At 63.5% G+C, this 24,147-nt stretch carries 26 protein-coding genes; 11 read left to right on the forward strand and 15 right to left on the reverse strand.

What is annotated here, in order from left to right; all coding sequences use genetic code 11:
• Positions 1–104: 104 nt before the first annotated feature.
• Genes AB7290_RS01750 through sdhC form a run of 4 tightly spaced genes read right to left on the reverse strand, consistent with a single transcriptional unit; the run spans position 105 to position 3,551 of the window.
• Entirely contained in the window at positions 105–887 is a 783-nt protein-coding gene (locus AB7290_RS01750) for a succinate dehydrogenase iron-sulfur subunit (protein WP_085402952.1), read from the reverse strand.
• 25 nt (positions 888–912) lie between these two features.
• Entirely contained in the window at positions 913–2,748 is a 1,836-nt protein-coding gene (sdhA, locus tag AB7290_RS01755; protein ID WP_085402950.1) for a succinate dehydrogenase flavoprotein subunit, read from the reverse strand.
• Between the two features lie 3 nt (positions 2,749–2,751).
• Positions 2,752–3,156 (reverse strand): succinate dehydrogenase, hydrophobic membrane anchor protein, encoded by a 405-nt coding sequence (gene sdhD, locus AB7290_RS01760; RefSeq protein WP_028151915.1) that lies wholly within the window; start codon positions 3,154–3,156, stop codon positions 2,752–2,754.
• Positions 3,153–3,551: a succinate dehydrogenase, cytochrome b556 subunit gene (gene sdhC / locus AB7290_RS01765; RefSeq protein ID WP_085402948.1), complete on the reverse strand. Its 399-nt coding sequence runs from the start codon at positions 3,549–3,551 to the stop codon at positions 3,153–3,155. Before sdhC ends, sdhD begins: the two co-directional genes overlap by 4 nt.
• 508 nt (positions 3,552–4,059) lie before the next feature.
• Here sdhC and AB7290_RS01770 point away from each other — a divergent pair.
• Positions 4,060–4,920 (forward strand): sulfite exporter TauE/SafE family protein, encoded by an 861-nt coding sequence (locus AB7290_RS01770; RefSeq protein ID WP_014490679.1) that lies wholly within the window; start codon positions 4,060–4,062, stop codon positions 4,918–4,920.
• A gap of 108 nt (positions 4,921–5,028) precedes the next feature.
• Here the strand turns inward: AB7290_RS01770 and AB7290_RS01775 are convergent, their stop codons facing one another.
• Entirely contained in the window at positions 5,029–5,262 is a 234-nt protein-coding gene (locus AB7290_RS01775) for a hypothetical protein (protein ID WP_144030806.1), read from the reverse strand.
• A 132-nt stretch (positions 5,263–5,394) separates the two neighbouring features.
• On the opposite strand from AB7290_RS01775, the gene AB7290_RS01780 reads away from it, so the two are divergent.
• Positions 5,395–5,523, forward strand: coding sequence for a hypothetical protein (locus AB7290_RS01780; protein ID WP_283808583.1), 129 nt, complete (start codon positions 5,395–5,397; stop codon positions 5,521–5,523).
• Between the two features lie 45 nt (positions 5,524–5,568).
• On the opposite strand, the gene AB7290_RS01785 is transcribed toward AB7290_RS01780, so the two are convergent.
• Complete coding sequence (locus tag AB7290_RS01785; protein WP_085402945.1) at positions 5,569–7,098, reverse strand: malonate--CoA ligase; 1,530 nt, start codon at positions 7,096–7,098, stop codon at positions 5,569–5,571.
• 95 nt (positions 7,099–7,193) lie between these two features.
• Here AB7290_RS01785 and AB7290_RS01790 point away from each other — a divergent pair, with 95 nt between their 5' ends.
• The 4 genes from AB7290_RS01790 (at position 7,194) to AB7290_RS01805 (ending at position 10,435) form a co-directional block, all read left to right on the forward strand.
• Positions 7,194–7,955: an SDR family oxidoreductase gene (locus AB7290_RS01790; RefSeq protein ID WP_085402944.1), complete on the forward strand. Its 762-nt coding sequence runs from the start codon at positions 7,194–7,196 to the stop codon at positions 7,953–7,955.
• A 315-nt stretch (positions 7,956–8,270) separates the two neighbouring features.
• Complete coding sequence (locus AB7290_RS01795; RefSeq protein WP_014490676.1) at positions 8,271–8,825, forward strand: fasciclin domain-containing protein; 555 nt, start codon at positions 8,271–8,273, stop codon at positions 8,823–8,825.
• A gap of 183 nt (positions 8,826–9,008) precedes the next feature.
• Positions 9,009–9,638, forward strand: a complete 630-nt coding sequence (locus tag AB7290_RS01800; RefSeq protein ID WP_085403096.1) for a cytochrome b/b6 domain-containing protein — start codon at positions 9,009–9,011, stop codon at positions 9,636–9,638.
• A 14-nt stretch (positions 9,639–9,652) separates the two neighbouring features.
• Complete coding sequence (locus AB7290_RS01805; RefSeq protein ID WP_063980374.1) at positions 9,653–10,435, forward strand: molybdopterin-binding protein; 783 nt, start codon at positions 9,653–9,655, stop codon at positions 10,433–10,435.
• Positions 10,436–10,561: 126 nt separating this feature from the next.
• Here the strand turns inward: AB7290_RS01805 and AB7290_RS01810 are convergent, their stop codons facing one another.
• On the reverse strand, positions 10,562–11,764 hold the full coding sequence (locus AB7290_RS01810; RefSeq protein WP_085403095.1) for a YbfB/YjiJ family MFS transporter: 1,203 nt from the start codon (positions 11,762–11,764) through the stop codon (positions 10,562–10,564).
• Between the two features lie 132 nt (positions 11,765–11,896).
• Between AB7290_RS01810 and leuB the strand changes: the two genes are divergently transcribed.
• Positions 11,897–13,009: a 3-isopropylmalate dehydrogenase gene (leuB, locus tag AB7290_RS01815; protein WP_085402943.1), complete on the forward strand. Its 1,113-nt coding sequence runs from the start codon at positions 11,897–11,899 to the stop codon at positions 13,007–13,009.
• A 141-nt stretch (positions 13,010–13,150) separates the two neighbouring features.
• Positions 13,151–13,789 (forward strand): DapH/DapD/GlmU-related protein, encoded by a 639-nt coding sequence (locus AB7290_RS01820; protein WP_085402941.1) that lies wholly within the window; start codon positions 13,151–13,153, stop codon positions 13,787–13,789.
• Between the two features lie 73 nt (positions 13,790–13,862).
• Here the strand turns inward: AB7290_RS01820 and AB7290_RS01825 are convergent, their stop codons facing one another.
• Entirely contained in the window at positions 13,863–14,249 is a 387-nt protein-coding gene (locus tag AB7290_RS01825) for a hypothetical protein (protein WP_028158592.1), read from the reverse strand.
• Between the two features lie 157 nt (positions 14,250–14,406).
• On the reverse strand, positions 14,407–15,195 hold the full coding sequence (locus tag AB7290_RS01830; protein ID WP_085402937.1) for a hypothetical protein: 789 nt from the start codon (positions 15,193–15,195) through the stop codon (positions 14,407–14,409).
• A gap of 116 nt (positions 15,196–15,311) precedes the next feature.
• On the opposite strand from AB7290_RS01830, the gene AB7290_RS01835 reads away from it, so the two are divergent.
• On the forward strand, positions 15,312–16,346 hold the full coding sequence (locus AB7290_RS01835; RefSeq protein ID WP_063980378.1) for an aspartate-semialdehyde dehydrogenase: 1,035 nt from the start codon (positions 15,312–15,314) through the stop codon (positions 16,344–16,346).
• A gap of 104 nt (positions 16,347–16,450) precedes the next feature.
• Here the strand turns inward: AB7290_RS01835 and AB7290_RS01840 are convergent, their stop codons facing one another.
• A complete protein-coding gene (locus AB7290_RS01840; protein WP_085402935.1) occupies positions 16,451–17,095 on the reverse strand; it encodes a carbonic anhydrase in 645 nt (214 codons plus the stop codon).
• 169 nt (positions 17,096–17,264) lie between these two features.
• Between AB7290_RS01840 and AB7290_RS01845 the strand changes: the two genes are divergently transcribed.
• A complete protein-coding gene (locus tag AB7290_RS01845) occupies positions 17,265–18,146 on the forward strand; it encodes an HpcH/HpaI aldolase/citrate lyase family protein (RefSeq protein WP_085402933.1) in 882 nt (293 codons plus the stop codon).
• 116 nt (positions 18,147–18,262) lie between these two features.
• Here the strand turns inward: AB7290_RS01845 and AB7290_RS01850 are convergent, their stop codons facing one another.
• Positions 18,263–19,063, reverse strand: a complete 801-nt coding sequence (locus AB7290_RS01850) for a Crp/Fnr family transcriptional regulator (protein ID WP_063980381.1) — start codon at positions 19,061–19,063, stop codon at positions 18,263–18,265.
• Between the two features lie 424 nt (positions 19,064–19,487).
• Here AB7290_RS01850 and AB7290_RS01855 point away from each other — a divergent pair, with 424 nt between their 5' ends.
• Positions 19,488–21,179, forward strand: coding sequence for a caspase family protein (locus tag AB7290_RS01855; protein ID WP_441253347.1), 1,692 nt, complete (start codon positions 19,488–19,490; stop codon positions 21,177–21,179).
• Positions 21,180–21,201: 22 nt separating this feature from the next.
• Here the strand turns inward: AB7290_RS01855 and AB7290_RS01860 are convergent, their stop codons facing one another.
• The 4 genes from AB7290_RS01860 to AB7290_RS01875 form a co-directional block, all read right to left on the reverse strand.
• The gene (locus AB7290_RS01860) at positions 21,202–21,621 is read right to left on the reverse strand and encodes a hypothetical protein (protein ID WP_028158586.1); all 420 of its coding nucleotides are present in this window, start codon (positions 21,619–21,621) and stop codon (positions 21,202–21,204) included.
• A gap of 283 nt (positions 21,622–21,904) precedes the next feature.
• The gene (locus tag AB7290_RS01865) at positions 21,905–22,690 is read right to left on the reverse strand and encodes a hypothetical protein (RefSeq protein ID WP_085402931.1); all 786 of its coding nucleotides are present in this window, start codon (positions 22,688–22,690) and stop codon (positions 21,905–21,907) included.
• Between the two features lie 80 nt (positions 22,691–22,770).
• Positions 22,771–23,376: a 3-isopropylmalate dehydratase small subunit gene (leuD, locus tag AB7290_RS01870; protein WP_014490662.1), complete on the reverse strand. Its 606-nt coding sequence runs from the start codon at positions 23,374–23,376 to the stop codon at positions 22,771–22,773.
• 105 nt (positions 23,377–23,481) lie between these two features.
• Positions 23,482–24,051, reverse strand: coding sequence for a pyridoxamine 5'-phosphate oxidase family protein (locus tag AB7290_RS01875; protein WP_071908670.1), 570 nt, complete (start codon positions 24,049–24,051; stop codon positions 23,482–23,484).
• Positions 24,052–24,147 lie beyond the last annotated feature (96 nt).

Here is a 24,147-nt window from a genome sequence, read left to right on the forward strand (position 1 = left end):
GGACGTTCGCGCGTGGTGCGGGCTATGGCAAATTCTACTCAAACTGAGGTTGATCGTAGAATGCCCCGGCCGTCGCGGCCGGGGGGCCGTAGCATGAACGAGGCCTAGATCTGGCGCTCGACCATCTTGAGCTTGAGCTCGGCGATGGCTTCGGCCGGGTTGAGACCCTTCGGGCAGGCCTTGGCGCAGTTCATGATGGTATGGCAGCGGTAGAGGCGGAACGGGTCCTCGAGATTGTCGAGGCGCTCGCCGGTCGCCTCGTCGCGGGAGTCGGACACCCAGCGATTGGCCTGGAGCAGGGCGGCCGGGCCGAGATAGCGATCGCTGTTCCACCAATAGCTCGGGCACGAGGTCGAGCAGCAGGCGCAGAGGATGCACTCGTAGAGGCCGTCGAGCTTCTCGCGATCCTCGTGGCTCTGGCGCCATTCCTTCTGCGGCGTCGGCGAGGTCGTCTTCAGCCACGGCTCGACGGAGGCGTACTGCGCGTAGAAATTGGTCAGATCGGGAACGAGGTCCTTCACCACCGGCTGGTGCGGCAGCGGGTTGATCTTGACCGCGCCATCCTTGACGTCGTGCATCGAGCGGGTGCAGGCCAGCGTGTTCTGGCCGTCGATGTTCATCGCGCAGGAGCCGCAGACGCCTTCACGGCAGGAGCGGCGGAAGGTCAGCGACGGGTCGATGTTGTTCTTGATCCAGATCAGGCCGTCCAACACCATCGGACCGCAATCATGGGTGTCGACGTAATAGGTGTCGACGCTCGGATTCTTGCCGTCGTCCGGATTCCAGCGATAGACGCGGAATTCGCGAACGTCTGTCGCGCCCGCCGGCTTCGGCCAGGTCTTGCCGCCTGATATCTTGGAGTTCTTCGGAAGTGCGAATTCAACCATTTCGATTAAGGCCTTCGCTGTTCGCTCAGTACACGCGCGCCTTGGGCGGGATGTACTGCACGTCGTTGGTCATGGTGTAGTCGTGAACGGGGCGGTACTCGATCTTGACCTTGCCCTTGTCGTCGAGCCAGGCCAGCGTGTGCTTCATCCAGTTCTTGTCGTCGCGCGCGGAGAAATCCTCGCGGGCGTGGGCGCCGCGGCTCTCTGTGCGGTTGGCGGCGGAGTCCATCGTCACCACCGCCTGCGAGATCAGATTGTCGAACTCGAGCGTCTCGATCAGGTCGGAATTCCACACCAGCGAGCGGTCGGACACGGCGATGTCGGTGATGCCGCTGTGGACCTTCTCGATCAGGTTCTGGCCTTCGCTCAGGATGTCGCCGGTGCGGAACACCGCGCAATTGTTCTGCATCACGTGCTGCATGCCTTCGCGCAGCTTCGCGGTCGGCGTGCCGCCGGAGGCGTAGCGGTAATGGTCGAGGCGGCCGAGCGCGAGTTCGGACGAGTTCGCCGGCAGCTCCGGCTGCTTGGCGTTGGGCGTGAGCTTTTCGGCAAGACGCAAAGCGGCGGCGCGGCCGAACACCACGAGGTCGATCAGCGAGTTGGAGCCGAGGCGATTGGCGCCGTGCACGGAGACGCAAGCCGCTTCGCCGATCGCCATCAGGCCGGGGATGACGGCGTTGTCGTCGCCGTCCCTCTTGGTCAGCACTTCGCCATGATAGTTCGTGGGGATGCCGCCCATGTTGTAGTGCACGGTCGGCACGATCGGGATCGGCTCGCGCGTCACGTCGACATTGGCGAAGATTTTTGCGGATTCGGAGATGCCCGGCAGGCGCTCGGCCAGCACCGCGGGATCGAGATGGTCGAGATGCAGGAAGATGTGGTCCTTCTTCTTGCCGACGCCGCGGCCTTCGCGGATCTCGATGGTCATCGCGCGCGAGACGACGTCGCGCGAGGCGAGGTCCTTCGCGGACGGCGCATAGCGCTCCATGAAGCGCTCGCCCTCGGAATTGACGAGATAGCCGCCTTCGCCGCGCGCGCCTTCGGTGACGAGACAGCCCGAGCCGTAAATGCCGGTCGGGTGGAACTGCACGAACTCCATGTCCTGCATCGGCAGGCCGGCGCGCAGCACCATGCCGCCGCCGTCGCCCGTGCAGGTGTGCGCCGAGGTGCAGGAGGCGTAGGCGCGGCCGTAGCCGCCGGTCGCCAGGATCACGGTCTGGGCGCGGAAGCGGTGCAGCGTGCCGTCATCCAACTTGAGCGCGATGACGCCGCGGCAGGTGCCCTGGTCGTCCATGATCAGGTCGATGGCGAAGAACTCGATGAAGAACTCGGCCGCGTGGCGCAGCGACTGGCCATACATCGTGTGCAGCATGGCGTGGCCGGTGCGGTCGGCGGCGGCGCAGGTGCGCTGCGCCTGGCCCTTGCCGTAGTCCATGGTCATGCCGCCGAACGGGCGCTGGTAGATCTTGCCGTCCTCGGTGCGCGAGAACGGCACGCCCCAATGCTCGAGTTCGTAGACGGCCTCGGGCGCGTTGCGCACCATGTATTCGATCGCGTCCTGGTCACCGAGCCAGTCCGACCCCTTCACGGTGTCGTACATGTGCCAGCGCCAGTCGTCCTTGTGCATGTTGCCGAGCGAAGCCGAGATGCCGCCCTGGGCTGCGACCGTATGCGAGCGGGTCGGAAACACTTTGGTGATGCATGCGGTGCGCAGACCGGCTTCGCTGCAGCCGACCACGGCGCGCAGGCCCGCGCCGCCGGCGCCAACCACGACGACGTCATAGGTGTGGTCTTCGATCGGATAGGCTTTGCCGTTGGTGGCGGGAGCGCCGTTGCCCTTGCCATTCGTCGCTGTGGCCATGGGTTACACTCCGGATGAAAGCTTGAGGATCGCGTAGGTCGAGGCGAGCGCCACGGCGATCGAGAAGAAATTGTTGAGCATGATCGAGATGAGCTTCAGCTTCTCGTTGTGGACGTAGTCCTCGATCACGACCTGCATGCCGATCTTCATGTGCCAGGCGCTGGCGGCGATGAAGAGCAGCAGGATCACCGCGATCGGCAGCGAGCCGAGGATCTGCGCGGCGCCGGCCTGATTGCGGCCGAGCAGCATCATGATGATCACGAGCACCGGGATCATCAGCAGCGTCATGGCGACGGCGGTGATGCGCTGGCGCCAGAAATCGGACGTACCCGAATGCGCCGCGCCGAGATTGCGGACGCGGCCGAGCGGGGTGCGCATGCTGCGCTTGGGCGTATCGGTCGCGCTCATCGTCCGCCTCCGATCGCATAGGCGATGATCCAGATCAGGACCGTGAGCACGATGCCGCCGATCAGCGCGCCCCAGGTCAGGGCTTCGCGCTCATTGGCCTTGAAGCCGTAGCCGAGGTCCCACACGAAGTGCCGGATACCGCTCAGCATATGGTGCATCAGCGCCCAAGTGTAGCCGAACACGATCAGCCGGCCGATGATGCTGCCGGTGAAGGCCTGGACGTGGGAATAGGCGGCGGGGCCGGAAGCCGCCGCGATCAGCCACCAGGCCAGCAGCAGGGTTCCGACGTAGAGCGCGATACCGGTGGCGCGATGGACGATGGACAGCGCCATCGTCAGCGTCCAGCGGTAGACTTGCATGTGGGGGGAAAGCGGTCGTTCGATCCGTGCGGTCATGGGCTTTTGATGTTTATTGCGGCCCAGCAGGGGGCACGCGGGGATCGCGAAAGGTCGGCTCTATTTACGGAGTCGATTTCGCCTGCGCAATCACCAAATCGCCATAAATCGAACCGCGGTTCAGCTCTAGAGCGTTGATGATGCAAGGCCAATCAGTGGCTTGGTATACCAGCACTTCTGTCCGCCAACGAAAAACAGAGTATAGATTCATTTGTTCTGAAGGGACCGATGCGCGTTGAAATTGCTATTGGAACGCCTCTAAACGGACCATGCCGTCCAAACCTGCCTGGGGCCGGTCTTTTGAGCCGATAACGCCATTTGGGCGGCACCAATCCGCTCCCGCCCCGGCCCGGTTTGCCCCCTGTCCGGATATGCGCACCTTGCATTCCACCCCAGCCGCAAGACGTGGCGTGTCGACCGCGAGAATCAGATCGCCTAAAGCTCCGCACGCAGCTTTCCGAACGCGTGTTTCGGAGAAGTTGCGACCAGTCGCCGGGGCAGGTCAGGGGTGATTGCAGGTCTTGATATCAAGGAGATCGTCGAGCTCGCGCTGTTGCTGATCGCAACCGGCGCGCTCTCGGGATTCCTGGCCGGCGTGTTCGGCATTGGCGGCGGCGCGATTCTCGTGCCGGTGTTTTACGAATGCTTCCGCATCGCCGGCGTGCCGCTCGAAGTGCGCATGCCGCTCTGCATCGGCACCTCGCTCGCGGTGATCATTCCGACCTCGATCCGTTCGTTCCAGGCGCACTACAAGCGCGGCGCCGTCGACATGTCGATCCTGCGCGTGTGGTGGCTGCCGATCGTGATTGGCGTCGTCGCCGGCAGCGTCATCGCGCGTTACGCGCCGGAGAAGCTGTTCAAGATCGTGTTCGTCTGCGTCGCCTATTCCGCGTCGGCGCGTCTCATCTTCGCGCGCGAGGGTTGGAAGTTCGGCGACGATCTGCCCAAAGGCCCGCTGATGCGCGTCTACGGCTTCTGCGTCGGTATCCTCTCGACGCTGATGGGCATCGGCGGCGGCTTGTTCTCGAACCTGCTGATGACGTTCTACGGCCGGCCCATCCACCAGGCAGTGGCGACCTCGTCGGCACTCGCGGTCCTGATCTCGATCCCCGGCGCGCTCGGCTACATCTATGCCGGCTGGCCGGCGGCTGCGACCTATCCGGCCGTCGCAGCGCTGCAAATCCCGTTCGCGCTGGGTTACGTCTCGCTGATCGGCGCCGTGCTGGTGATGCCGATGAGCCTTGTGACAGCGCCACTCGGTGTGAGGGCCGCGCATGCGATGTCGAAGCGAACGCTGGAGGTGGCGTTCGGGTGTTATCTCTTTATCGTCGGCAGCCGGTTCGTGATGAGCTTGGTGGGCGGGCAGTAGGCCTGACTTCGTAGGGTGGGTTAGCGCAGCGTAACCCACCACTTCTCGCATCGCGGAGACTAAAGCGGTGGGTTACGCCTTCGGCTAACCCACCCTACGGATTGCGTGCTAGTTGACGGATCGGTCCTTCAATCTCACTTCGCTGCGGCCCCACATTTGAAGATTGCCTTGCGCTTCCAGAAGATCGGCCTCGACCAACGCCTGAATGCGGGCCGCAAAGACCTCAAAGTCGACAGGAGCCGCTAGCGCTTCTTCCTTTTCGACCTTCTCAACCGCGCAGTACAGAACCATCGCGACCTTCTGCCATCGTGGCTTCATGACAGAGAAAATGACGCGATCCAAATCAGTCTCCAGCACAGACGATGGAAGAAAAACATTCTCCCATCGGAGCGTGCTGTCGATTGTGGGAGGCGGGCCTGGTGGCTCAAGGTCCGGATATCTTTTGTAGATCAGTCGCAGAAGCTTGAACTGCAAATGGAAAACCGCCGTTATAAGCGGTTCTGCCAACAGCTTTCTGCCGTCGTCGCCAACATCGACGATCGCGGCCTCAACTCGCCGGAATGCTGCTGCGGCATCAAGCAGGTGCTTGTGTATCTTTTTTAGCTTGCTCTCGGTTCATGTCCCCCACCCCCGGAGCGATTGAGCTCTCTATTTCTTCGCGTAAATATCCTTGTAGGTATCCCGCAGCACGTTCTTCTGCACCTTGCCCATCGTATTCCGCGGCAATTCGTCCACGACGAAGACGCGCTTGGGCATCTTGAACTTTGCCAGCCTTCCGTCGAGCGCCTTCAGCACCGCGGCTTCGGTGACGTCGGCGCCCTCGTTGCAGACCAGAACCGCCGTGACGCCCTCGCCGAAATCGGCATGCGGCACGCCGATCACGGCGGACTCGACCACGCCGGGCATGGCGTCGAGCTCACTTTCGATTTCCTTGGGGTAGACGTTGAAGCCGCCGGAGATCACGAGATCCTTGCCGCGGCCGAGAATGTGGACGTAGCCCTTGTCGTCGATCTTGCCGAGGTCGCCGGTAATGAAGAAGCCGTCGGGCCGAAATTCGGACTTGGTCTTCTCCGGCATGCGCCAATAACCCCTAAAGACGTTCGGGCCCTTCACCTCGATCATGCCGATCTCGTCGCGCGGCAGCTCCTTGCCGGTCTCGGGCTCGGTCACCCGCACGGACACGCCGGGGAGGGGAAAGCCGACCGCGCCGGGCACGCGCTCGCCGTCATACGGGTTCGACGTGTTCATGTTGGTCTCGGTCATGCCGTAGCGCTCGAGCACCGCATGTCCCGTGCGCGCCGACCATTCGCGATGGGTTTCGGCGAGCAGCGGCGCGGAGCCCGAGATGAACAGCCGCATGTGCTTTGTGGTCTCGCGCGACAGCGCGGAGTTCTGGAGCAGCCGCGTGTAGAAGGTTGGCACGCCCATCAGCACCGTGGCGCGCGCCATCAGCTTGATGATGAGATCAGGGTCGAGCTTCGGCAGGAAGATCATCGACGCCCGCGAAAACAGCGTCACGTTGGTCGCCACGAACAGGCCGTGCGTATGGTAGATCGGCAGCGCGTGGATCAGCACGTCCTTGTCGGTGAAGCGCCAGTAGCCGACGAGCGAGAGCGAGTTCGACGCGAGATTGTCGTGCGTCAGCATCGCGCCCTTGGAGCGGCCGGTGGTGCCCGATGTGTAGAGGATCGCGGCGAGATCGTCGTTTGCCCGTGAGACGGTCGCGAATTCGTTGCTGGCCTTGTCGGCGGCTTCCGTCAGCGAGCCCTTGCCGTCAGGCCCGAGCGTTTCGACCTTGGCCTTCACCTTGGCGGCGATCGGGGCGAGGCCGTCGGCCTTGGAGGGATCGCAGACCACCAGCGACGGCTCGGCGTCGCCGATGAAGTAATCGAGCTCGTTCAACGTATAGGCCGTGTTCAGCGGCAAATAGACGGCGCCGGCCCGCACAGTGGCGAGATACAGCACGATATTGGCGACCGATTTTTCCACCTGCACCGCGACGCGGTCGCCGGGCTTCACGCCGCGCGCGACCAGCACATTCGCCATCTGCCCGGCCCGCGCGATCAGATCGCCATAGCTGATACGGCCGCCGTCCTGCGTCTCGACCGCGAGGCGTTTGGGATCGTCCAGACCGTCGAAGAGGCGGGAAAACAGGTTGGCGTTGGCAGCTTGGTTCATGCAAGATTTCCTCGACCGCAAGGCAAACAAGGCCGGTCAAAACCGAGGGCTGGATTAGCAAAAACCGCCCCAATGAAGCAACGGAGACAGTTTGCATGACCAAAAACGGGAAACGCGTGGCCTGGGTGACGGGCGGCGGCAGCGGGATCGGGGAGGCCGGCGCCGAGGCGCTCGCGGCCGACGGCTGGATAGTCGTGGTCTCGGGCCGCCGCAAGGACGCCCTGGATACCGTGGTTGCCAGGATTGCCAAGGCAGGCGGGGCGGCCGAGGCCATTGCGCTGGATGTGTCCAACGCCGCCGAAGCCCAGAAGGCGGCCGACCAAATCGTCGCGAAGCACGGCCGCATCGACCTGCTCGTGAACAATGCCGGTATCAATGTCCCCAAGCGGAGCTGGAAGGACATGGAACTGGAGGGCTGGGACAAGCTCGTCCAGGTCAACCTCAACGGCGTGCTGTATTGCATGCGCGCAGTGTTGCCCACGATGCGCAAGCAGCAGGATGGCTCGATCATCAACGTCTCGTCCTGGGCCGGCCGCCACGTCTCGAAGATGCCGGGCCCGGCCTACACCACCACCAAGCATGCGGTGCTGGCGCTGACTCATTCCTTCAACATGGACGAATGCGTTAACGGCCTGCGCGCCTGCTGCCTGATGCCGGGCGAGGTGGCTACTCCCATCCTGAAGCTGCGTCCGGTGGTGCCGAGCGAGGCGGAGCAGGCCAAGATGCTACAATCGGAAGATCTGGGCCGCACCATCGCGTTCATCGCATCGATGCCGCCGCGCGTCTGCATCAACGAGCTCCTGATCAGCCCGACGCATAATCGCGGATTCATTCAGACGCCGAACAACAGGGATTGAGCCTTGTAGGGTGGGCAAAGCGAAGCGTGCCCACCATGCCTATCTCAATCGAGCGAGAGATGGTGGGCACGGCGCATGCGCGCCTTTGCCCACCCTACGGCTCCTGAGATGTGTGGCGCGCTCGCTCACACACGAACGTACCCCCGCTTAGTTTCACGCATCACGATAAATTATTTCCCGAAACCCCATCGCGAACCCTCCCGTAGTTCGGTCCAACGACGGCACTGCTGCTTCACGCCAAAAGGTCGCAGGCGCCGTTGTTGCCCAACTCAAGCACCGGCAATTGCCGGTCACAATTCAATCGGGAGATTCTCCATGTCGAAGCGTATTGCCTATCTCGCTGCCGCCGCCTTCAGCGCCCTGGCCATCACCGCGACCGTCGTCGCGCCTGTCCGCGCCGAGGAGAAGACCGTCATGGTCGGTGGCGCCGCGATGTTCCCGTCCAAGAACATCGTCCAGAACGCCGTCAACTCGAAGGATCACACCACGCTGGTCGCGGCGGTGAAGGCGGCCGGCCTGGTGCCGACGCTGGAAAGCAAGGGCCCGTTCACGGTGTTCGCGCCCACCAATGCCGCCTTCGGCAAGCTGCCGGCCGGCACCGTCGACAATCTGGTCAAGCCCGAGAACAAGGCGACCTTGACCAAGATCCTCACCTACCATGTCGTGCCCGGCAAGCTCGAGGCCTCCGACCTCACCGACGGCAAGAAGATGAAGACCGCCGAAGGCGAGGAACTGACCGTGAAGAAGCAGGACGGCAAGGTCTGGATCGTCGATGCCAAGGGCGGCACCTCGATGGTGACGATCTCCAACGTCAACCAGTCGAACGGCGTGATCCATGTGGTCGATACCGTGCTGATGCCGGCGACGTAACACCGCACACCCCTGTTTCATCCCCCGAACAGGATGCTTTGAGATGGCGAGCCGGGGGCACCCGGCTCGCTTTATTGTGACCAAGGTCGCCCGCAGACTCGATTCGCCGTCGTGCGGGGGCGTAACGAAAGCGGAAGTATCGGCGTATATTCGATGTCAGACGACCTTCAGGACGGAACCATCATGTCGAGCCTCACAGTCAGCGACGAGCAGGTCAGCGCCACCCCCGCCAAAGTGATCCAGCCGGCCTGGGTCCGTGTCATGCACTGGACCAACGCGGTCGCCATGATCCTGATGATCCTGTCGGGCTGGCAGATCTACAACGCCTCGCCGCTGTTCGGCTTCAGTTTTCCGCGCGAATACACGCTTGGCGGCTGGCTCGGCGGCGGCCTGCTCTGGCACTTTGCCGCCATGTGGCTCTTGATGATCAACGGCCTCGCCTATCTCATCACCGGCTTCGCCACCGGCCGCTTCCGCAAAAAATTGCTGCCGATCACGCCGTCCGGTGTGCTCCACGACGTCAGGGCTGCCCTGACCTTCAAGCTCGGCCATGACGATCTGAGCGTCTACAATTACGTGCAGCGGGCACTCTACGCCGGCATCATCGTGGTTGGCGTGCTGATCGTGCTGTCGGGCCTGTCGATGTGGAAGCCGGTACAACTGCATTGGCTCGTGATGCTGTTCGGTGACTATCCGACCGCGCGCTACGTGCACTTCTTCTGCATGGCCGCGATCTGCGCCTTCCTCGTCATTCACGTCTTGCTCGCGCTGCTGGTGCCGAAGAGCCTGCGCGCGATGATCATTGGCCGCTGATTAGGAGACCCGTTATGGCCAAGCGCTCATTCCTCATCCCCGGCGTCGACAAGCGGCTGCTGATCAAGGACTCCATCAAGTCCATGCCGGACTTCACCCGCCGCCGCTTCATCGCCGGCGGCGCCAGCCTCGGCGCGCTGACGCTGCTCACCGGCTGCGACGTCGTCGATTCCTCGTCGGCCGATACCCTGCTCGCGAAGGTCTCGAAGTTCAACGACGCCGTGCAGGCGTGGATGTTCAATCCCGACGCGCTGGCACCGACCTTCCCGGAAAGCGCGATTACGAAACCGTTCCCGTTCAACGCCTATTACGATCTCGACGATGCGCCCGATGTCGACGGCGCCGACTGGAAGCTCGAGGTGCGCGGCCTCGTCGACAACAAGAAGTCCTGGACCCTGGACGAGCTCTACAAGCTGCCGCAGGTCACACAGATCACCCGCCACATCTGCGTCGAGGGCTGGAGCGCGATCGGAAGCTGGACCGGCACGCCGCTCCGCGATTTCCTCAAGCTGATCGGCGCCGATACGCGTGCGAAATACGTCTGGTTCCAATGCGCCGACAAGGACGGCTACAACTCTCCCTTGGACATGCGCAGCGCGCTGCATCCGCAAACGCAGATGACGTTCAAATACGCGAACGAGATTTTGCCGCGCGCCTACGGTTTCCCGATGAAGATCCGCGTGCCGACAAAACTCGGCTTCAAGAACCCGAAATACGTGGTCTCGATGGAAGTCACCAACGACTACAAGGGCGGCTATTGGGAAGACCAGGGGTACAATTCGTTCAGCGGGAGCTGACGCCAGCCCCGCTGCCGTAGGGTGGATTAGCCCTACGGCTGCGCGAAGCGCGGTCGCACGGCGTAATCCACCTCTTTCGTTTCCGCAGTGGCAGAAGTGGTGGGTCACGCCTTCGGCTAACCCACCCTACGGCACCGGTTCTTTGGCCGGCCCCACCTTCCGTTGGCACAACGCGGCCACCGCCCCCAGCGCCAGCAGCGCCGCCGACACATTCAATGCGTAACTCAAGCTGCCCAGCGCATCCGTGATCGCGCCGACCACGATCGGCCCCAGCGTCTGGCCGACGCCGAACGAGATCGTCATCGCCGCGATCGCGGTGGGCCACGCCTCCGGCGGGTAGTTGAAGCGCACGAAGGCCGTGGTCGAGCCGACCACGGCGAAGAAGGCGACGCCGAACACCACTGCCGAGACCGCAAGCCACGCCGGCGAATGCCCCAGCATCGGCAAGGCCGCACCTAACGCGTTGGTGCCGAGGATGATCGCGGTGGCGAGCCCGCCGCGGTCGAGCGCCAGCACGCCGCGCCAGACCCAGGGCGTGACGAAGGCGCTGAGACCGATCAGGCTCCAGAACGCGGCCTGCGCCGCGGCCCCGCCGCCGCCGTCGCGCACATACGCGATCATGAAGGTCATGTAGGCGATGTAGCCGGCGCCAAACAGGAAGTAGCCGGCGAGATAGATCAGCACGGGCAGAATCGCGAAGGCGGCGTGGCTGCCTTCCGAGAAGCGCACCCCACTCTCGATGCGGATCAGGAACAGCGGCACGGTCATCACGACGGACAGCAGCGTCAGCGCCCACCACACCAGCCACCACGAGCCCGGCCCGAAATATTGCAGCGTGAACGGGGCGATCAACCCCGAGCCGAGAATCCCGATGCCGGGCCCGGCGTAGAACAGGCTGAGCAGGAAATTGGCCCGTTCCGGGCGCGACTGCGCGATAGCCGCGGCCAGCGCGCCGCCGGCGACGAAGCCGGCTGCCGCCCCTAAGCCCAGCACGAGGCGTGCGAGGCTCAGCGCAACGAAATTTCCGGTCAGAGCGCAGGTGGCGAGTGCGGCGACGCAGGCGAGGGTTCCGCCGCGGATCGCCGCCGACCAGCCGACGCGCTGGATCAGCCGGGACGCGACAAGCGCGCCCACGAGGTAGCCGACGGCGTTGATGGTGTTCATGAAACCGGCCGCCGAGTAGGACCAGCCGAGGTCCTCCCGCATATCGGGCAGCACCAGCGCATAGGCAAAGCGGCCGATGCCGAGCCCGACCGTCGCCGCCAGCGACAGGGTCAGGATCAGCCGCGCGGGGTGTGCGTCGGGCGGGGGACGATCAGGGGCGCGCAAGGGATACTCCGGCGTCCCGCACTGTGGCAGGCCCTGCGGGCCTTGCACAGCCGCGAGGCGGCAATGGTGTCTTGCCAAGCGCGCAACGCCGCTCTAGCACTCCGGCCGAATTCGATCTCAGAGGAAACGACCATGGCGACCCACAAATTGCTGCTGCTCCCCGGCGACGGTATCGGCCCGGAGGTGATGGGGGAGGTGAAGCGGCTGATCGACTGGCTCAATTCGGCAGGGATCGCCAAATTCGAGACCGATACCGGCCTGGTCGGCGGCTCCGCCTACGACGCCCACAAGGTGTCGATCTCCGAGGGCGACATGGCCAAGGCGCTGGCCGCCGACGCCATCATCTTCGGCGCGGTCGGCGGCCCGAAGTGGGATGCCGTTCCTTACGAGGTGCGCCCCGAAGCCGGCCTGCTCCGCCTGCGCAAGGATCTCGCCCTGTTCGCCAACCTCCGTCCCGCCGTCTGCTATCCGGCGCTGGCCGATGCCTCCAGCCTGAAGCGTGAGGCGGTCGAGGGTCTCGACATCGTCATCGTGCGCGAGCTCACCGGCGGCGTCTATTTCGGCGAGCCCAAGACCATCACCGATCTCGGCAACGGCCAGAAGCGTGCCGTCGATACTCAGGTCTACGACACCTATGAGATCGAGCGCATCGGCCGCGTCGCCTTCGAGCTTGCCAGGAAGCGCAAGAACAAGGTGACGTCGATGGAGAAGCGCAACGTCATGAAGTCGGGCGTGCTCTGGAACGAGGTCATGACGGCGGTCCACAAGCGCGAATATCCTGACGTCACGCTCGAGCACCAGCTCGCCGATTCCGGCGGCATGATGCTGGTGAAGGCGCCGAAGCAGTTCGACGTCATCGTCACCGACAATCTGTTCGGTGACATGCTCTCCGACATTGCGGCGATGCTGACGGGCTCGCTCGGCATGCTGCCCTCGGCCTCGCTCGGCGAGGTCGATGTGAAGAGCAAGAAGCGCAAGGCGCTGTACGAGCCCGTGCACGGTTCGGCGCCCGACATCGCAGGCCAAGGCCTCGCGAATCCCATCGCGATGATCTCGTCCTTCGGCATGGCGCTGCGCTATTCCTTCGACATGGGCGATCTCGCCGACAAGGTCGACGCCGCGATCGCCGCGGTGCTGGCCAGCGGCCTGCGCACCGCCGACATCAAGTCGGAAGGCACCACGGTCGCCTCGACCACGCAGATGGGCGAAGCGATCCTGAAGGAATTGCAGAAGCTGCACGCGTAGCCACAAACACCGCAATCGTCGGGTGGGCAAAGCGATAGCGTGCCCACCATTTCGATCGCGATTGCCGCGAGATGGTGGGCACGGCGCTTCGCGCCTTTGCCCACCCTACGGCTCTGCCGACGACCTCAGGGAAGCCACCTCATGGATGCCTCGCCCCGCCCCAAGATCGCGGAAACCATCATCCATGAAACGGTCCGCCAGCGTGAGGCCCAGATCGGGCGGCGCTGCGAAATCCTCGCCAACACCCGCATCGAATATGCCGCGCTCGGCGATTACTCCTATCTCGGCGAGAACTGCGAGGTCGCCGACGCGGTGATCGGAAAATTCACCGCCATCGCCAACTCGGTGCGGATCGGCGCGCCCAATCATCCGATGGGCCGGCCGTCCCAGCATCGCTTCACCTATTGCCCTGAATATTACGAGGCGACCGCGAGCCGTGACCGCGACTTCTTCGCAGATCGCCGCAGCGACCGGGTGATCGTCGGCAATGATGTCTGGATCGGGCACGCCGCCATCCTGCTGCCGGGCGTCACGGTCGGCGACGGGGCGGTGATTGCCGCGGGCGCGGTCGTCAGCCGCGATGTCGAGCCCTACACGATCGTCGGTGGCGTTCCCGCGCGTGCCATCCGCAAGCGCTTTGACGATTCGGTCGCGGCAAGCCTGCGCCGCATTGCCTGGTGGGATTGGCCGGACGAACTCATCTTCGAGCGCCTGGGCGATTTCCGCTCCGAGGCGATCGAAGAATTTTGCAGGCGCTACGACCCGGCAGCCAACGCCTGAAGCGGACGTATCTCTCACAAACAAAAATGGCCGGGCGCGAGCCCGGCCATTTTGATTCGGTCGATCATTCCGCTCAGTACAGCGGGAAATTCCGCGGATAACCGCCGACGTCGGCCGGCGTGCTCAGCGGCTGGCGATCGATCGGGCGGTTGTTGTTCTCGCGGGCGAAGGTCGGATAGCCGATCGCCGGCGGGAAAGCGTAATCGGAGAACTTGCGGTCGCCCGGATTGACCTCGGTGCCGCCGTCGAGCCAGGAGCGCTTGCTCACATAGAGGCGGGTGCGACCCTGCTGATAGACCGCGTTGGGGCCGCTCGGGCCGTAATAGGGACGGCTGTTGTCGTAACGTTGCTTCTTGGTGTCGGCCGAGGCGGGTGTCGCGAGGGCTGAGGACATGGCAACCACGGCGCCGGCCGCAAGCCACATCGCCAGTTTGTTCGCGGCGGAGAAATTCGAGCTCATCACGTCCCCTTCAGGCGGCAAGCCGCCAATCGATTTCATCCCCATACTAGCGCGGCAAGGGTGGCCGCAACTAGGTCTATTGGGTCACACCAGCTCGGAATAATCGTGCGCGCTGGCAAAAGTTGCATCAATACCAGCCACTTGAGCTTGATGCGGATCAAAGCGCCCCGCGCAATTGCGCGTTCGCCGCGCCCAGCAGCCAGTCCGACGAACCCTGGGGAGTGCAGGAGCGGCGCTTCAGCTCCGCATGGGCGAACAATTCCGCCAGCTTCGGCTCGTTACCCGAGGTCAGGAGCGTGAGCCGGTTCAGCGTGCAGGCGATTGCCGCGCGCCGGGCGGGCAGGGTGTCGCCCTGGCAGGAGAAGCCGGAGATCTGGAGCGCCGGCTCCTCGCTGCGCTTGAGGTAGCCGAGGCACGCCCGCGCGGCCTCCGCCGTGCCGGTGGGCCGGAACAGGGCGACGGGACCGAATTTCGTGTCGATCAGGCCGGCCTGCTCGAGCGGGGTTGCGTCACCCAGGCCCATTTGGACGGCCAGGTCCGCTGTCGCCGGGCGGGTCACGTCGAATTCGCCGCCTTCGCGGTAGATCTCGAGCTCCGCCACGGGCTTGTCCGCCTCGCCGGTCCAGTGCATCACGTCCCTACGGCCGCCTTCGGGATGCCTGAGAATGACGTAAGAGGCTGTTTTTTCTGATGAATCTAGCCGGCTGAGGGCGAAGGCCGGTTGCGAGCGGTCGGCCACGCTCCACCCCGGCTTCTCCGCGGGCTCATCGTCACGCAGGCTGGGCAGCTGGTCGAACGCGGCGAGGGCGAGGATGGCAAACAGAACCAGCGCCCCCACATAGGCGAACAGGCGCGCCAGCGTGCCGACGACTTCGTCGGCGAGGGCTGCGAGCGCCAGATGGATCTGGGTAGGGGTTGCGGCCGTGCTGGCCTCTGGCGACTGCATCCACGGCCTTCAGGCATGGTCCAACGTTGTCTTGAGGCCGGTTCTCGCATAGAAGCGCTGCTCTTCCTGTTTAAGCGTCAGCTTCAGGAACGGGCTTTTTCATCGGAGAGTGAACGATGGGTTACAAAGTCGCAGTCGTCGGCGCGACCGGCAATGTCGGACGGGAAATGCTCAACATCCTCGATGAGCGCAAATTCCCCGCGGACGAGGTCGTGGCCCTGGCGTCACGCCGCAGCGTCGGCGTCGAGGTCTCCTATGGCGACCGCACCCTGAAGGTCAAAGCGCTCGAGCACTATGACTTCTCCGATGTCGATATCTGCCTGATGTCGGCGGGCGGCTCGGTGTCGAAGGAATGGTCGCCGAAGATCGGCGCCGCCGGCACGGTCGTGATCGACAACTCGTCCGCCTGGCGCATGGATCCGGACGTGCCGCTGATCGTGCCCGAGGTGAACGCGGACGCGACGGCCGGCTTCAAGAAGAAGAACATCATCGCCAACCCGAACTGCTCGACCGCGCAGCTCGTGGTCGCGCTGAAGCCGCTGCACGACAAGGCGACGATCAAGCGCGTCGTGGTCTCGACCTATCAATCGGTCTCGGGCGCCGGCAAGGATGCGATGGACGAATTGTTCTCGCAGACCAAGGCCGTCTACACCAACAGCGAGCTGATCGCGAAGAAATTCCCCAAGCGCATCGCCTTCAACGTCATCCCCCAGATCGACGTCTTCATGGAGGACGGCTACACCAAGGAAGAGTGGAAGATGATGGCGGAGACCAAGAAGATTCTTGATCCCAAGATCAAGCTCTCCGCGACCTGCGTGCGCGTGCCGGTGTTCGTCGGCCACTCCGAGGCCGTCAACATCGAGTTCGAGAATCCGATCACGGCGGACGAGGCACGCGACATCCTGCGCAAGGCGCCGGGCTGCCTCGTCATCGACAAGCAGGAGCCCGGTGGCTACGCCACGCCCTATGAAGCCGCCGGCGAGGACGCCACCTATATCAGCCGCATCCGCGAGGACGCGACGGTGGAGAACGGCCTCGTGCTGTGGTGCGTGTCCGACAATCTGCGCAAGGGCGCGGCGCTCAACGCCATTCAGATTGCGGAAGTGCTGATCAACCGCAAGCTGATCAGCGCGAAGAAGAAGGCGGCGTAACGAGCGGGATCTCGTAGGGTGGGCAAAGCGAAGCGTGCCCACCAAGGTCTCAATCGGGAAAGATGGTGGGCACGGCGCGTTGCGCCTTTGCCCACCCTACGAATTCAAGCCGCGTTGCGCACGCTCTTGAATTCCTTCGCGGCCTTGTCCAGCACGAACAGCGACCCCTCTGCCACGCCGAAATAGGCGCCGTGGGTCTGCATCTGGCCTGAGTCCACCGCCTTCTGCACGAACGGGAACGTCATCAGGTTTTCCAGGCTGCGGAACACCGCGGCCTTCTCGATGCGCTCGACGAACTGCGCCATGGTCTCGTGGTCGCGCTGCTCGACCACTTCGCCCGGCTTGATGAACATCTGCATCCATTTGCCGATGAAGTCGCCCGGCGTGAGCGGCTCGATCTTGTCGACGAAGGCGCGGATGCCGCCGCATTGCGCGTGCCCGAGCACGACGATGTGTTTCACCTTCAGCACCGTCACGGCATATTCCAGCGCCGCGGAGACGCCGTGCGCATTGCCGTCGGGCTGATACACCGGCACCAGATTGGCGATGTTGCGGACGACGAACAGTTCACCCGGTCCGACGTCGAAGATCACCTCGGGCGAGACGCGGCTGTCGCAGCAGCCGATCACCATCACTTCCGGGAACTGCCCCTTCACCGACAGCTCGCGATAGCGGCTCTGCTCGGTCGGCAGCCGCTGGGTGGCGAAGGCCTTGTAGCCTTCCAGCAAATGCTTCGGGAATGTGATCATGGCCTATGCCTAACCATAGACCAGAGGGGCGAACAAGCCTTTCGAATAGGCAGGCCAGATGCTATCGGCTTGGCTTGTTGTTTGAGCATGATCCTTTCGGAAAACCGCCGCACACTTTTCCCGGATCATGCTCCAGAATACACCCGAGGAAACTGGAAGGAATGCTCGCATGACCCGCCCGCGCCGCAGCCATCTGTTCATGCCCGGCTCCAACCCTCGCGCGCTGGAAAAGGCGCGAAATCTCGCCGCCGACGGCCTGATCCTCGATCTGGAAGATTCCGTCGCGCCCGACCTCAAAGGGGTGGCGCGTGACGGCATCGCCGCTGCGATCGCGGACAAGGGGTTCGGCAAGCGCGAGATTTTGATCCGGACCAACGGCCTCGACACGCCCTGGTGGGCCGATGACGTCGCGATGGCCGCCAAGGCCTCGCCTGATGGCATTCTGGTTCCAAAAGTTTCAAGCATCGAGGATCTCCAGGCGATCGGCGCTCGCCTTGCCGAACTCGGCGCCGCGCCGACGGTGAAAGTCTGGGCGATGATCGAGACCGCGCGCGCCGTGCTTCATGCCGAGGAGCTGGCCGCCGCGGGCCGCGATCCCAGGACGCGCCTCTCCGGTTTCGTGTTCGGCCCGAACGACATCTCGCGCGAGACGCGCATCAAGATGCTGCCGGGCCGTGCGGCGATGATCCCGATGATCACCCATTGCATCCTGGCGACGCGCGCCCATGGCCTCGAAATCCTCGACGGCCCCTATAGCGACATCGCCAATTCCGACGGTTTTGCCACCGAATGCGCGCAGGGCCGCGACCTCGGTTTCGACGGCAAGACGCTGATCCATCCGTCGCAGATCGAGGCCTGCAACGCGATCTTCACGCCGCCCGAAGAGGAAGTCGCGCGCGCGCGAAAGATCATCGCGGCATTCGAGCTGCCGGAGAACGTTTCGCGCGGCGCGATCCGGCTCGATGGCGCAATGGTGGAGCGTCTGCACGCCGACATGGCGCGGCGCACGATCGAGATCGCGGACGCGATCGCAGCGATGAGCAAGGGCTGAGGCGTCAACTCGAAGAAGCGATATCCGCTTTTCCCCGCCAGGCGGACATCTTCTCGACGTCAAGAGGACTGCCGCTTGTGACCCATGCGGTCATCGCGGCGGTCAGTCCCAATCGCCTATTTTCCCGCCCGCGAAGCGGCTCTGGATTCGTCACCCGCGACGATGGCGCTTTCGCGGGACGGTGCATCGACAGGCTGCGGCGCCGCCAATTCCTGGCAATACATCTGATCGATCTTGCGCTGCATGAGCGCATAGCAATCGCATGCGACCTTCTCGAGCCGCGCCCGATGGATCTCGACAAACCCGCGCCGGTCGGACGGGACGGCGCCGGCATCGCGTAGCTTGCTCATCGTCAGGGTCACTGTCGTCCGTCGCACCCCAAGCAATTGCGCAAGCGCCTCGTGCGTCACCGGAAGCCGGTCATCGGGAACGCGGTCGTGCAGCTGCAGGAGCCACCGCGCCATGCGGCCATCGACCCGGTGCAGCGCGTTGCAGGCGGCGACGTGCTGGAGCTGCAACAACACCGCGCGGGCGTGGACTTGCACGACGTTCCTGATGGCGGCGCTTTGCGCGAAGGCCGCGCGAAACTTGGCGGCGGAAATCAGCGATGCTGTGCCGGCGATCCGAGCAATCGCGGTCACGGATGACAGCGACGGGCCGAGCACGGAGAACGAGGCCAAAGCGCCTTCCCGTCCCATCAAGGTGGTTGCGACCGTTTGCCCGTCCGGCATATCGATCATGAAGGCGATGGCGCCGCTATGGGGAAAATAAACCGGGTCGAGCTCATCGCCCGACCGCACCAGGATGGCATCGGGTTCGAACGAGACCTTCTGGAAGTAGGGCGTGAGCAAACCGAGATCCGCCGGCGGCAACGCCGCCAATAGTCGATTCCCGATGCCCGTGCGGTGGACGGTCACGGCGCTTTCCGGTGAACGAGCACCCAACGAACGACGGTAACCATCCATTTCGTTTGCCATGATTGTCCGGAATTCGAATTGCCGAAGGGCAACCATCCAAACAGAGGCATTCGTCGAGATCAAGCACGGACAATTGCGGAGACCTTGCCGGCATCCTCGCCGCGCAAACAGGGCCTTGCATACATCATACTATTGACGCCCTTTGCTACTGGGCGAGGTGCCACACGTGGTGATCGACCAGTGATTGTTGCGGCGGCGCGTGAGTTTGCCCTGGCCCGGGCGCTTCCGCGCCGATGCCGAGCTGCACCGGCATCGTCAGCTGCTTGTCGTCGGCTCGTCCCGATGACGGCCGTTTCGCCGAAGTCCGCGATCTCGGCTTTTCCCGTTGCGGTGGTGAACAGGGGTGCTACCCTCGAAGCCATTGGTGGGTTCGGGCAATCTATTGATGCGTTTTTTTGGGGCAGCTGTCTTTCTCGTCATGTCGCTTTTGTCCGCTCAGCCCGCCCTTGCGCAGGCGCGGGTTGCGCTTGTCATCGGCAATGGCGCCTACGAGAAGGTGCCCGAACTGCCGAACCCGACTCGCGATGCGGCCGACATCGGCCGCGCGCTGGAGCGGCTGGATTTCAAGGTCACTCAAGTCAAGAACGCCACCGCGCAAGAGATGAGGAAGGCCGTCGTTGAGTTCGGCCGATCCGCCGAAATGTCCGACATCGCCGTCGTGTTCTACGCCGGGCACGGCATGGAAGTCGGTGGCGAGAATTGGCTGATCCCAATCAGCGCCGAGCTGCGCAGCGATACCGACGCCGAAAGCGAGGCGATCAGCCTGCGTTCGGTGAGCCTTCAGGTTTCGAAGGCACGGAAGTTGGGCCTCGTGATACTTGACGCGTGCCGCAACAACCCTTTTGCCGCGAAGATGAAGCGCTCGTTGGGCACCCGGGCCGTGGCTCGCGGGCTCGCGCCGACGGAGCCGTCCGACAATGTCCTGATCGCGTATGCCGCCCGGGACGGCACCACGGCAAGCGACGGCGAAGGCCGGAATAGCCCCTTCACGACGTCGCTGCTTCGTCACATCGAAACGCCCGGCCTGGAGATATCGTTTCTGTTTCGCCGGGTTCGTGACGACGTGATGGCGGCAACCAGGCGCGAACAGCAGCCTTTCGTGTATGGCTCGTTGTCGAAGGAAGAGATTTACCTCAAGGCCCCCGCCGTCGCCGCTCAGGCGTCAGCTGCATCAACTCCGGCGCCCGCAGCTCCCGCGGAAGACGAGAAGTTCTGGCAGGCTGTCCGGACGTCGACGGTGGCAGCTCTCTTTGAGGAGTTTCTCGCCAGATACCCCCGCAGCGGCCACGCTGCCGAAGCCCGCCAGCGAATCAAGGATCTCAAGGCCAGCGAAGTTGCGGCGCTATCATCTCCGGCTGCTGCTCCGAAATCGGATGCGAGCGGACGCCAGGAGGCTGATGCCAAGCGCGCCGTACGAAATCTATTTACGCCCGACGACAACAAAAAAATCTCTGTCATCGCGGCAGCTCAGCAACTCGAATTGCCGAGCTTCACCATCTCGTCCGATCGGAACGATCCACTCAACGCCAATTCCAGGTTTGTCGGCGTGTGGTCCAACAAGCGTGGGTGGACCAATGGCAAGGGACGCTACGCCATGCTGATCGTCACGGAGGTCTCCGCGACGGGCTTGGCCAAGGGATACTACCTCTGGGGGCCGCCCACGAAACAATCATGGGTGAAGGATGTGGCGGGATACAAATCGTTCGCCGAGTACATTACGAACGATAAATTCTCCATCAATGGGACGCCTGTTACGGCCAAGCTGGACAAGAACGTCCTTGCCCTGACTTCCGTCAATAAGGAGAAGCCGTCAGAGACCGCGAATATCGAGCTTCGTCCAGTCTGGCAGCTTGTGCCGGTGCCCGAGGATGCCGAACCTCCGACCAAACGCGATAAGACTGCGCGACCTCATGCAGTCAAGAAAGAGAGCGCGGCCGAACCTGGCCCTCCGGGTCATGCCGGCGGAGCGAGTATGGAAGAGCGCTATCGCGCGTGCAGAAAGCTCGTGAAAGGATTTGCCCAGCGCGACGCATGCGCGCGAAACGGCACGATCTGATCTTTCGACCCACACGACACCGTCAGCGCGGGGCGACGTCGGCCCGATCGAGCGACTCCAGCGTCGAAGCATTGGCACAATAGCCGTGGTAGTTCTCCGCGGCGGTGCCATCGGCGAGATCGCGGTCGCATTGTCCCTTGTGATTGCAGAGCGAGCAGACGCGCTCCATGTCGCGCAGCAGCAGCGGCTGTGCACGACCGAGCCTGTCTGCGCTGATGCCGAGCTGCTCGAGCATCTTCGGCAGCTCGTCGGCAGCGTGCTTGCCGTGACGGACCAGCTCCTCCAGATCGTCAGGCGCGATCCTGAGATCTTGCGCGATCCGGTCGAAATCGGCGCGATCGAGCTGCCGCATCTCGTTCATCTCGCGGCGATGCTTCAGCCAGGCGGCAAAGGACTCGATGAGGTCCTGGACGATGGGATAAGGCCTGCTTGCGGTGCTCATGGAAAGCTCCATTCGGGCGGCGGAATTGGAGCGAGATTAGGCACAATGGTGCAGAGGCGCGTTGCGCTGGATCAAATTTGGAAGCGTTGGAGTGTGGCGCGTTGGTGGTTGGTTTCGTGTCCCGGACGCGCGAAGTGCCGCTCCGCAGAGCCGGGACCCATCTCGCCGCATCTCCGGGCCCCGGCTCAGCAGCGCATCACCATAGCGCGTCGAAGACGCGCGTGAACGCGCTTATGGTGCTGCGCTGCGTCCGGGGCAGGAGAGCGCCGCGTAGCGGACTGAGTTACGCGAACCGCTCCGTCGCCCACGCATACAGGCTGCCCGGGATCGGTTTTTCGCCGCCGCGGCCCTTGGGCGAGATGTGCAGGCCGATGATCTCGGGGTTGGTGACGAGGCCGAGATAGCTCGAGGGATCGAAGAACAGTTTTGGCTCGGCATGCACGGCGTAGAACGATTGCTTCGGCAGTGCGTTTTGTAATTCACCGGTGCGGCGCGCGAGCGCAGTGAGCGCCGCTGGTCCGAAGATCGCGACGCGAATATCCGAGAGACGGTTCGAGCCCCCGCGCAGGCGACGCATCATGAAGGTGATGCGATGGCGCACCGACAGCCAGTTCGGCGTCAGCTCCTCCTGCTCCATCAGCTCCTCGAAGGCGGCAACGATGCCGTGCTTCGCCGGCAGATAGATCACGGAATTGCCGAGCTGGCGCGGCCGCTCCCAGGCGAAGTAGGGCTTTGCCGGGTCGATCTCGACGGGTTTCAGCAGCAGCACGTCGGCATCGAGCCAGAGGCCGAGGTTCTTCGCCATCAGCTTCATGCGGAAGAAGTCGCTGAACTGCAGCGTGGTCCAGTCGCGCCAGGTGCCGTCCGGCTGCGGCGGTCGCAATCGTTCGGAGAACGCGTGCGGCAGGATCGCCTCGGCGTCCGCATTGCCGATGCCCGCGGGCAGGCCGGGAATGGTGTCGAAACTGTAGACCGTGACCTTGTGGCCGGCAGCTAACTGCGAGCGCAGACAGGTCTGGCGCAGTGCGTCCATCGGGCCGTGCCAGAAGGTGACGATGTCGGGCAGCATGCGCGTCAGTTTAGGGGTTAATCAGGACAAAGAAAAAGCCCCGGCGCTATCAGCACCGGGGCTCGAACTGGAGCTCGATCTCAGGCCCAGGCGCGCTCGCGCTTGAGCTTTTCCTCGTAGGTGTCGATCGAGGCCTTCTTCTCCATCGTCAGGCCGATGTCGTCGAGGCCGTTGATCAGGCAGTGCTTGCGGAACGGGTCGATCTCGAACTTGACCTTGCCGCCGTCGGGGCCGCGGATCTCCTGGTTCGGCAGGTCGATCGTCAGCGTCGCGTTGGCGCCGCGCTCGGCGTCGTCGAACAGCTTGTCGAGGTCTTCCTGGCTGACGCGGATCGGCAGAATGCCGTTCTTGAAGCAGTTGTTGTAGAAGATGTCGCCGAACGAGGTCGAGATCACGCAGCGGATGCCGAAGTCGAGCAGCGCCCAGGGCGCGTGCTCGCGGCTCGAGCCGCAGCCGAAATTGTCGCCGGCGACCAGCACCTTCGAATTGCGATAGGCGGGCTGGTTGAGGACGAAATCCGGATTCTCGCTGCCGTCGTCCTTGTAGCGCTGCTCGGAGAAGAGCCCCTTGCCAAGGCCGGTGCGCTTGATGGTCTTGAGGTACTGCTTCGGAATGATCATGTCGGTGTCGACATTGATGATCTTCAGCGGCGCCGCGACGCCTTCCAGCGTGGTGAACTTGTCCATTTCAGGCTTCCCGGTTTGAAGTCAGGGGAGGGCTATTTAGCCCGGTTGGCACACAAATCCTAGGCCGGATTCGGCAGGCCTAGGGGCGTAAATCGAGGTTCGTCTTCAGCCTGGCGGAGCCATGCTGTCAGGGGCAAAGCCGGTCGGCAGGCCGTCGATGCTCTTCATGTTCTTCAGACCCCAGTATTTTCGCAAATTGTTGACACCCTGCGCCGTCCAGTAGCGCACGAGGCTGCCGCGTTCTTGTCTGTAGTCGAACAGCGGCACGCCCATACCGCATGACGTCTGCACGAGGTCGACCGAGAGGCGCACGATTTGGCGGGCGCCTGCCATGTCCTCGAAGTCAGGAACGAGATCGGAATATTCCGGCGTGCCGCGCATGAGCGATCGAGCCTGGCCATAGAGCCGCAGGATCATCGGGGCGCCGTCGAAGGCGCAAAACATGATGGTCAGCCGCTTGTCGTCGGAGGCGGTCAGATGCGCACGGGTCTCGCTGCCGCTGCCGGTGCAATCGAGGTAGGCGACGTCGCTCTCTCCCAGCACCCGGAATGACGACAGGCCCTTGGGAGACACGTTGATGCGTCCCTTCGGCGGGGCGCTCGCGACGAAGAAGATCTTCTGCCGTTCGATGAAAGCCCTGTGCTCGGGTTCGATCCTTGCGAATTGCCTGCCCATACCCGTTCGTCCTTTCCGCAGCGACGCCGCAGCGGCAAAGAGTTAGCATGCCAATTATACCCGTTTAAGATTGTTCTTTATGCTGGTATAAAAACC

The organism is Bradyrhizobium sp. 613_E4_N2_2, assembly GCF_052075995.1.
Lineage (GTDB): Bacteria > Pseudomonadota > Alphaproteobacteria > Rhizobiales > Xanthobacteraceae > Bradyrhizobium > Bradyrhizobium barranii.

Excerpts from the sequence above, each read along its gene's own strand:
- AB7290_RS01750 (WP_085402952.1), bottom strand. The coding sequence starts at position 887 with ATGGTTGAATTCGCACTTCCGAAGAACTCCAAGATATCAGGCGGCAAG.
- sdhA (WP_085402950.1), bottom strand. The coding sequence starts at position 2,748 with ATGGCCACAGCGACGAATGGCAAGGGCAACGGCGCTCCCGCCACCAAC.
- sdhD (WP_028151915.1), bottom strand. The coding sequence starts at position 3,156 with ATGAGCGCGACCGATACGCCCAAGCGCAGCATGCGCACCCCGCTCGGC.
- sdhC (WP_085402948.1), bottom strand. The coding sequence starts at position 3,551 with ATGACCGCACGGATCGAACGACCGCTTTCCCCCCACATGCAAGTCTAC.
- AB7290_RS01780 (WP_283808583.1), top strand. The coding sequence starts at position 5,395 with ATGGAAAACCGCCGTTATAAGCGGTTCTGCCAACAGCTTTCTGCCGTC.
- AB7290_RS01785 (WP_085402945.1), bottom strand. The coding sequence starts at position 7,098 with ATGAACCAAGCTGCCAACGCCAACCTGTTTTCCCGCCTCTTCGACGGT.
- AB7290_RS01790 (WP_085402944.1), top strand. The coding sequence starts at position 7,194 with ATGACCAAAAACGGGAAACGCGTGGCCTGGGTGACGGGCGGCGGCAGC.
- AB7290_RS01795 (WP_014490676.1), top strand. The coding sequence starts at position 8,271 with ATGTCGAAGCGTATTGCCTATCTCGCTGCCGCCGCCTTCAGCGCCCTG.
- AB7290_RS01800 (WP_085403096.1), top strand. The coding sequence starts at position 9,009 with ATGTCGAGCCTCACAGTCAGCGACGAGCAGGTCAGCGCCACCCCCGCC.
- AB7290_RS01805 (WP_063980374.1), top strand. The coding sequence starts at position 9,653 with ATGGCCAAGCGCTCATTCCTCATCCCCGGCGTCGACAAGCGGCTGCTG.
- leuB (WP_085402943.1), top strand. The coding sequence starts at position 11,897 with ATGGCGACCCACAAATTGCTGCTGCTCCCCGGCGACGGTATCGGCCCG.
- AB7290_RS01820 (WP_085402941.1), top strand. The coding sequence starts at position 13,151 with ATGGATGCCTCGCCCCGCCCCAAGATCGCGGAAACCATCATCCATGAA.
- AB7290_RS01825 (WP_028158592.1), bottom strand. The coding sequence starts at position 14,249 with ATGAGCTCGAATTTCTCCGCCGCGAACAAACTGGCGATGTGGCTTGCG.
- AB7290_RS01830 (WP_085402937.1), bottom strand. The coding sequence starts at position 15,195 with ATGCAGTCGCCAGAGGCCAGCACGGCCGCAACCCCTACCCAGATCCAT.
- AB7290_RS01835 (WP_063980378.1), top strand. The coding sequence starts at position 15,312 with ATGGGTTACAAAGTCGCAGTCGTCGGCGCGACCGGCAATGTCGGACGG.
- AB7290_RS01840 (WP_085402935.1), bottom strand. The coding sequence starts at position 17,095 with ATGATCACATTCCCGAAGCATTTGCTGGAAGGCTACAAGGCCTTCGCC.
- AB7290_RS01845 (WP_085402933.1), top strand. The coding sequence starts at position 17,265 with ATGACCCGCCCGCGCCGCAGCCATCTGTTCATGCCCGGCTCCAACCCT.
- AB7290_RS01860 (WP_028158586.1), bottom strand. The coding sequence starts at position 21,621 with ATGAGCACCGCAAGCAGGCCTTATCCCATCGTCCAGGACCTCATCGAG.
- AB7290_RS01865 (WP_085402931.1), bottom strand. The coding sequence starts at position 22,690 with ATGCTGCCCGACATCGTCACCTTCTGGCACGGCCCGATGGACGCACTG.
- leuD (WP_014490662.1), bottom strand. The coding sequence starts at position 23,376 with ATGGACAAGTTCACCACGCTGGAAGGCGTCGCGGCGCCGCTGAAGATC.
- AB7290_RS01875 (WP_071908670.1), bottom strand. The coding sequence starts at position 24,051 with ATGGGCAGGCAATTCGCAAGGATCGAACCCGAGCACAGGGCTTTCATC.